Origin of the sequence: Psittacicella hinzii (assembly GCF_003585935.1) — a bacterium.
Classification (GTDB): Bacteria; Pseudomonadota; Gammaproteobacteria; order Enterobacterales; family Psittacicellaceae; genus Psittacicella; species Psittacicella hinzii.
The window spans coordinates 1-7305 of sequence record NZ_NRJG01000149.1; the positions used below are offsets into that span (position 1 = coordinate 1).

Genomic DNA, 7305 nt, shown 5'->3' on the forward strand with positions numbered 1-7305 from the left:
TCTTGGTTTTTATTTATGTCTTTTTATTTGTCGCCAACAATAATTTGGCTAGCTTTATTAAAGGCAAAAATACCATTGGTTACTATACCAGGAATATTATTTAATTGCGCTTCAAGAGCAAGTGGATCTTCGATCACAAAATCTTTAACGTCAATAATAATATTTCCATTATCCGTAATCACACCTTCTCTAACTTTAGGTTTACCACCTAATTGTTCAAGCTTATTCAGAACTAAACTTTCAGCTAGAGGAATAACTTCTAAAGGCAGAGCAAAGGTAGTACCTAAATATTGCACTAATTTAGATTGGTCTACCATACAGATAAATTCGTTACTTAAAGCAGCAAGGATTTTTTCACGTGTTAAGGCTGCTCCGCCCCCCTTAGTCATATAACCTTCAGGAGTAACTTCGTCAGCTCCATCAAAGTAAATGTCTAAAGATCCTACTTCTTTAGGAGTAAAAACACGAATCCCGATTTCTTTTAATCGACGTTCAGACTCAACCGAAGCCGCAACAGCACCCTTAATTTTAAAAGGTAGTTCAGCTAATAAACTAATAAAAACATTTACTGTTGAGCCCGAGCCAATACCTATTACTTTATTTTCTTGAACTAAAGCCAGCGCTTTTTTAGCTGCTGCTAATTTTTGTTCATTATTATTTAAGTGCTGTTTCATTTGCTTAAAGTATATAAATTACTCGATTACGGCATGCCTAAATAAATTTAACTTTTGATATTGATTAGCGCTGCTATTATCTATAATTAAAATAATCCTAGTCATAGCTAACATTAGCATAGCAAAATTAAATGATTTAGATACCACGAGTGCGCATTTTCTTCTTTACTTATAGGAAGACTCATTATTAACATAAACCAAATTTATGCTGGTAATAAATCTTCTAAAATTGAGTTAAGAAAATTACGACCGGTTGTAGTTAACTCCCAACTATCAGGCGTATCTTTAATATTACCATTTTTAATATGTTTGGCTAAAGCTTGATCCGCTAGTTGAGAAACCAAACCTGTAGCTAAAGTAAAGTCTTTTTTCTCTACAGGTGAAAAGAGTCTAAAACGGTTAAGGAAATATTCAAATAAGTAGTGTTCTGGATTAACCGTTTCACTTAAATATAAATATTTGCCTTTTAAATATCCTGATGGATGTTTTGTCTTAGTTGTTCGTATTATACCATTTAAAGTCGTAATTTTCCCAGCAGCACCACAACCTATACCTAAATAATCATGAAACTGCCAATAATGTTGGTTATGTTGGCATTTATAACCTTGTTTGGCATAAGCACTAACTTCATACTGATGATAGCCATTGGCTTCTAATAGTTCCTTACCAGCTAATTCAATATCCCAAATATAATCATCATCTGGGAGCTCTGGTGGTTGTGAAGCAAATAAGGTATGAGGTTCTATAGTTAACTGATACCAAGATAAATGTGTAGGTTGTAAAGCAAGAGCTTGCTCTAAATCACTTAATGCTTGCTCAACCGTTTGTCCAGGTAATCCAAACATTAAATCGACGTTAACATTTTTAAAACCAGCTTTAAAGGCAGCTTGTACGGCTAATTTAGCTTGTTCTGTATTATGAATACGTCCTAGAACTTTTAAATGCTCTGGATTAAAGCTTTGTATCCCGATCGATAAACGATTTACTCCAGCTTCTACAAAACCAGCAAATTTTGTTTGATCGACCGTTCCAGGATTAGCTTCCATCGTAATTTCACAATTAGCAGCTAGTTTTACTCGCTCTTTTACTCCCGCAATAATCTGTCCAATGGCTTGAGGATTTAAAATTGAGGGAGTACCGCCACCGATAAAAATACTTGATATCTCACGTCCTTGAACAAATTTTAAATCTTGCTCCAGATCTTGCAACAAATGTTCAACGTATTCTTGTTCAGGGATATTAGCTTGCTGTGGTGAATAACCATTAGCATCTATTTGCTGTGCCTTAATACCATGACTATTAAAATCACAATAAGGACATTTTTGTACACACCATGGAATATGAATGTACAAACTTAATGGTGGAAGTTGTTTAATCATATATAAATAAAAAAGGATCGTCACAGACAATCCTTTTAGTAAAAAATTTTATAGTTCGGTAATTTTCACGTTATTTACCGGAGCTGTTGGGTCATTTAATTCGTTATGTACGATATCTTTAGCTTGCATATCTGCATGATAAGATGAACGTACAAAAGCACCTACAGCAGCATGTTCAAAACCTAATTCAAGCGCATATTTACGAATTTGCTCTAACTCAGATGGATGAACATAACGTTGTACAGGATAGTGATAACGTGAAGGTTGTAAATATTGACCAATAGTAAGCATAGTTACACCATTAGCACGTAAATCACGCATTACTTGGTATAACTCTTCGTTAGTTTCACCTAAACCTACCATTAAACCTGATTTAGTTGGTACATTAGGGAATCTTTCTTTGAACTTACGTAATAACTCAAGAGATTTTTCGTAGTTTGCACCTGGACGAATTTCTTTATATAGACGTGGTACATTCTCAAGGTTATGGTTGAATACATCTGGTGGAGCTTTAGAGATTTCATCAAGAGCTCGATCAATATGACCTCTAAAGTCTGGTACTAAAATCTCAACTTTAGTATTTGGATTTAAGCGTCTAACTTCACTTACTACTTTAGTATAGTGACCAGCACCGCCATCACGTAAATCGTCACGGTCAACAGAAGTTATAACTACATATTTTAAGCGCATATCTTGTACTGTTTGCGCTAAGTGTAGTGGTTCATTTTCATCAGGAGGTAATGGTTTACCGTGTGCCACATCACAGAATGGGCAGCGACGTGTACAAATAGCTCCTAGAATCATGAACGTTGCTGTACCATGACTAAAACACTCGTGTAAGTTTGGACATGAAGCTTCTTCACATACCGAGTGTAGACTATTTTCTCTTAATGCACTTTTGATTTCACGAATACGTGAGTTATCAGCAGGAATTTTAATTTTTAACCAATCAGGTTTTTTTAGAAACTCTTGGTTAGGATCGATATTCTTAACTGGAATAATAGAGGTTTTGGCTGCATCACGGTAACCAACCCCACGTTCCATTTTAAACTCTTTACCCATTGTATAACTACCTTAGTTGGTTAATTATCAATAATATTTTTGTTTTACGATCTAAACCTAGAAAACTATATTGCGCTTAGATTTTTACCATCTAAAATTTGCTCATAAGCAAAACACTTAGCAATATATGACACAAAATATTCACTTACTAATTCTTGAATTAAGTGATATAGGTCTTCATGAGTATAGGTCTTAACTTGGTCTGCAGTAATAAGCCCTAAAGCATGTAGAGCTTGCACATCTACATAATCTAAAACATTACACATTTCTAGACCAGCATATCCACAAGGGTTAATACTATGAAATGGCGCTAAGTCCATATCTAAATTAATTGCAATACCATGATAGGTACCTTGGCGAGTTACTTTAATCCCTAATGATGATATTTTTTTCTGCTCAACATAAATGCCTGGAGCGTCTAGTTTAGCGTGGACATTTTTTAATCCTAAATGAGTTAGGATATTAACAACCGCATTTTCCATGGCACTAATAATATTGCGCGCATAAAACTTAACATCAAAATTTGCATAATGTTTTTTCTTACGCTCAAAATCAATTAGTAAATATATAATTTGTTGCTTAGGACCATGATAGGTTATTTGCCCACCACGATCAGCTTGCATTACTGGAATATTTGCTTGTTGCTGTAATAAATGTTCAGCTTTACCATTAATCCCTTGCGTAAACACAGGTTCATGTTGCAGCAAAAGAATCTGATCTACAGTTTGAGCATCACGCGCATGCGTAAAATCTACCATCTGCTTAAAACTAACTTGCCAATTTACCAATGCAGAAATAGAATTAACAATGAGTTTACTACTTATATCTTTTGTTAACTCTTGAGCTTGCAACGAATCTACAGTTGTTAAATGTGAAGTTGTTGTATCAACCGCTGCTAAATCATTTGCTAAAAATTTATTAATGAAACTAGCGTGCTTAGGTTGCCATACTTTTTCTTCAAGATTATGAGATAACTGTTCGATCCGGATATTATCTATCTTAAACATCGGCGCCTCATAATTTTAAGTGTGGCTTTAGCATGGTTTTATTATCTAAAGCCGCTACCTATTATAACAAAAAATCAACAAGACAGATTAAAGCAAACTCTAACTTGTTAATTTTACTTATAGATTCTTAACAATTTTTTGACAAAAGTTAATAATTCTCAAAAAGACAAACTAAGGCAAAATAATTCTAGACAATATGCGATAGCACCAAATGATTTTAGGGTATCACTAAATAATCTCACAGTAATCCCAAATTGATTGAGGTGTAATCATTTGATTGTACAGTAGCCCCAAATGACTGGAGTTTTATGAGCATTAAAAAAGAGACTGCATTGTATACAGTCTCGCGAAAATTAAATTACCATTAGCACTTGATCAATTTGTGCTAATTCTTTATATAATTTTTCCATTTGCTCTGGGCTATGAACCTGAAGAGTAACTGAATAAGAAGTATAAGTGCCATTACGACTTTCTCTAGAATCTAGAGCAAAATCTGTAACATTATTTTTTTCTAAAACTTCTTTAATACCCTCTTGTATAGCTTCAGAACCTTTTCCAACTACTTTAAAGCTTACGCTAGATGGAAAGTCCATTAATTCTGCAATTTTAGTACCTAACATAGGATATTTCTCTTGATGTGTTGCATCCTGAATCCAAGGTGCTAAGCAGTTATCTAGTTTTAAGCTAGTACTAAGCATTCGCAAACCCGTGTCTTTCTATATGACAGTAAAATAAACCAAAGAAATAATATTTATTAACTCAAGTAAATTTATACTTCTGTCTTAAGAGTAGTCTATTATTCAGGCTGTAACATGATGATAGTTAAGATTTTTACTTCTATATTATACGGTTTAAGTTATAAATGCGCAATAAAATCATTGTTGCAAGTGCTACGTATAATAAGTCTTAACTAACAAGCCTATTTTTTAAAGCAAAGTTAATGTCTTTTTTAACTTCGTAATTCTGCTAAATTCAATCTTAAGCAGGCATTGACGATATAAACGAGATGCCACTGGTAAATTCTATTTACTTTAAGTTAAAAAACTTGGTTCTTTTTTCCAAGTGTTTTCAACATAATAAAGTTGTGGTTAACATTTTTCTCTTGTAACCACGAAAAGAAATTATATAAACATTTTATCCCAAGACCAAATTTTTTTAAGTCAGCTTAAGCTTCAAATTAATAAAATACGATCTTATAACTCGTTAATTTCTAGAACTTTAAGCAATGTCAAATATTTTTTTATTTCTATTATTCAGAACTTTATATAAAATTAACTTAAAGACAAATTAACTCCTTGATAATTATCTTTTGCAAAGATTTAGCTTCAAGCTAAGTTTTGTTACTACCAATACATAAAAAATACTATGCACTCGCTAAGAAAAGAGCATATAATTTTAGCCAATAGCAGCTAATGCTGCTATAATCTAAAACTCTTTTTTAACTATGTGCAATTACTCTTCTTACGTTTGTCTAATAAGCTCATATCCTAAGCTTTTATTTACTCTTAACTTAATATTTAGAGTAAGACGAGTAATTTACTTAATCCAGATTTTAATCTCAATAGTAATGCACCCTAGGATAACCCTAGGGTGAATTTACTTGGTAAGCCATATGTATAAAATGATTTTTAAACTCTTGGTCTTATTAAGTTGTGTGCTTAGCTTCAGTTTAGTCAACAATAAAGCTTTGGCTGAAGATGAAGTTACTAAACCTGAATTAGTCGTTGGTGCAGTATTAACCCCTAATTACTTTATCCAAGATGACCAAACGACCTTAGGTCTTGATTATGAAATCCTAAAAGCTTATGCCGATGAAAAAGGTTATACCTTAAATATCAAGATCTTTAATACTCTTTCTAGTTTAGCTAATGCCCTTAATAATGACGAAGTGCAATTAATTGCCGGCAACTTAAATACTGATTTTAATAAAGTTGCTCCAGAATATGCTACTCAATCTTATTTACTTGAAAATCTAGTAGTTGTAGCCTATTCTGAACATCATAAATCTACGGTGCATTTTCCATCAGATTCTGACACAGTTTATCAAGCTGCTGTATTTGACTACCCTAATCTTCCTTTTTCTACGGTGAAATTACCGGTAAATCAAAATGTCCTCTATAGCTATGTTGGACAAAACAAAAGGGTTGATGGAAGAGCAGTTGACTATATTATTACGACTTCTAATCGTGCTAAAGCTCTAAATCAGCTTTATCCAACAGTTAAAACCTTTCCGGTTTTAATTGACAGTCAAACTCAAGCAACTATTAATGACGTATTCTTTATTAAAAATAATGAATTACGTGACTCATTTAATAACTTTCTAACCGACTTTTTAGAAAGCGATCAGTACGATAAAATTAAGTTTAATAACTTACGTCAACTTGAGAATATTGGACGTGCTGAATCACGCCAGTTTGTACTTAATATGCAAACTAAATTTAATAAATATAGTGGTCTGTTTCAGCAATATTCGACTAATATGGACTGGCGTCTTGTGATGGCTGTAGGTTATCAAGAATCACGTTGGACACCTAATGCTGTTAGCCCATGGGGACCGAGTGGCTTTATGATGTTAACTAACGCTAGTGCCAAAGCTTTAGGTGTAACTAATAAATTAGATGCCACTCAGTCTATTCGTGAAGGTACAAGATTATTAATGCGTTTTAAAAATAATCTTACTTCAGATATTACCGGTTATGACCGTGATATGTATGCTATTTCAAATTACAATCAAGGTATTGCCAAAATTATAGATGCTCGCACTTGGTTAAAACAACGTAATCTTGACCCTAACTCTTGGGTAGTTCTTGCACAAAAACTTCCTGAAATGAGTTATAGCAAGCACCGTTACGGTAAGATAAATGGACGTTTAACTTCTGAATATATCATTAACGTACGACGTTGGTATTTTATGCTACTTAACTATATCTATTTCTATCAACCATAAGCCTATATTGCGCTACGACATAAGCAAAATACATATAGTAGTGTAAAAATAGATAGCTTGAGTAAACCTAGAATAGATCGTATAGATTAGAATTTGTTCTAATACCCTCTAATTGGTTCGTATAACATAAAATCAGTCCATACGTTATACAAAAGCAAACTTATTAATTTATGATCTAAGATCTAAAGACCGAGAGAATTAACTCTCGGTCTTTACTGTATAAAATTTTAAGTAAA

At 33.1% G+C, this 7305-nt stretch carries 6 protein-coding genes; 1 reads left to right on the forward strand and 5 read right to left on the reverse strand.

Annotation, left to right across the window (positions count from 1 at the left end; genetic code table 11):
* Positions 1-23 precede the first annotated feature (23 nt).
* From rpiA to CKF58_RS07050, 5 genes are all read right to left on the reverse strand, one after another.
* Positions 24-674, reverse strand: a complete 651-nt coding sequence (gene rpiA / locus CKF58_RS07030) for a ribose-5-phosphate isomerase RpiA (protein ID WP_119532366.1) — start codon at positions 672-674, stop codon at positions 24-26.
* 203 nt (positions 675-877) lie between these two features.
* A complete protein-coding gene (gene hemW, locus CKF58_RS07035; protein ID WP_119532368.1) occupies positions 878-2053 on the reverse strand; it encodes a radical SAM family heme chaperone HemW in 1176 nt (391 codons plus the stop codon).
* Positions 2054-2101: 48 nt separating this feature from the next.
* Positions 2102-3115: a lipoyl synthase gene (gene lipA, locus CKF58_RS07040; protein WP_119532370.1), complete on the reverse strand. Its 1014-nt coding sequence runs from the start codon at positions 3113-3115 to the stop codon at positions 2102-2104.
* 65 nt (positions 3116-3180) lie between these two features.
* A complete protein-coding gene (gene lipB / locus CKF58_RS07045; protein WP_119532372.1) occupies positions 3181-4122 on the reverse strand; it encodes a lipoyl(octanoyl) transferase LipB in 942 nt (313 codons plus the stop codon).
* Positions 4123-4475: 353 nt separating this feature from the next.
* Positions 4476-4742, reverse strand: a complete 267-nt coding sequence (locus tag CKF58_RS07050) for an HP0495 family protein (protein ID WP_222987759.1) — start codon at positions 4740-4742, stop codon at positions 4476-4478.
* A gap of 992 nt (positions 4743-5734) precedes the next feature.
* Here CKF58_RS07050 and CKF58_RS07055 point away from each other — a divergent pair.
* Positions 5735-7069: a transglycosylase SLT domain-containing protein gene (locus CKF58_RS07055; protein ID WP_119532376.1), complete on the forward strand. Its 1335-nt coding sequence runs from the start codon at positions 5735-5737 to the stop codon at positions 7067-7069.
* Positions 7070-7305 lie beyond the last annotated feature (236 nt).